The organism is Burkholderia sp. Bp9140 (assembly GCF_003853425.1).
GTDB lineage: Bacteria > Pseudomonadota > Gammaproteobacteria > Burkholderiales > Burkholderiaceae > Burkholderia.
Genome location: NZ_QTPQ01000123.1, coordinates 1 through 602, shown reverse-complemented (window position 1 = coordinate 602; position 602 = coordinate 1). Strand labels below are relative to the sequence as shown.

Annotated in this window: 1 pseudogene; it reads right to left on the bottom strand. The window is 65.3% G+C overall.

Features of this window, described 5'->3' with window-relative positions:
* Positions 1 to 545 (bottom strand): annotated as a pseudogene (locus DIE21_RS36885) (electron transfer flavoprotein subunit alpha/FixB family protein); the annotation flags it as partial.
* Positions 546 to 602 lie beyond the last annotated feature (57 nt).

Genomic DNA, 602 nt, shown 5'->3' with positions numbered 1-602 from the left:
TCGCGGCTGATGAACCGCGACACGCCCGCGTCTGCCGCCGCTTCGATCTTCTCGACCGACGCGCTGCCGCCTTCCGCCGCAACCGGATCGAAACCCGTTGCGCGCACCGTGATGACCTTGACCGGATCGCTCGACTGCACCGTCGCGATCGCGTTGCCTGCGTAGATCGGACGCTCGAACGTGTCGGCCGAATCGACCGCCGTGATGTCCGAGATCTGCGCGACGTCCAGCTTCGCGGCAATGCGCGGCGCGATGTTCTTGCCGTAGGCGGTGGCCGGCGCGAGGATGTGCGAGTAGTCCTTCGCGATGTTCAGCGCGGTCGCTTCGACGTTTTCCGCGAGGCCCGCTTCGAGCTGCGGCGCGTCGGCCAGCAGCACCTTCGACACGCCTGCGATCTTCGCTGCCGCGTCCGCCGCCGCTTGCGCGTTATGACCCGCGACCAGCACGTGAATGTCACCGCCAATCTTCGCCGCCGCTGCCACCGTGTTCAGCGTCGCGGCCTTGATCGACGCGTTGTCGTGTTCCGCAATAACCAGAATCGTCATTTCTTTCCGCTCCCTCTTACAGCACCTTGGCTTCGGTCTTCAGCTTCTCGACCAGCG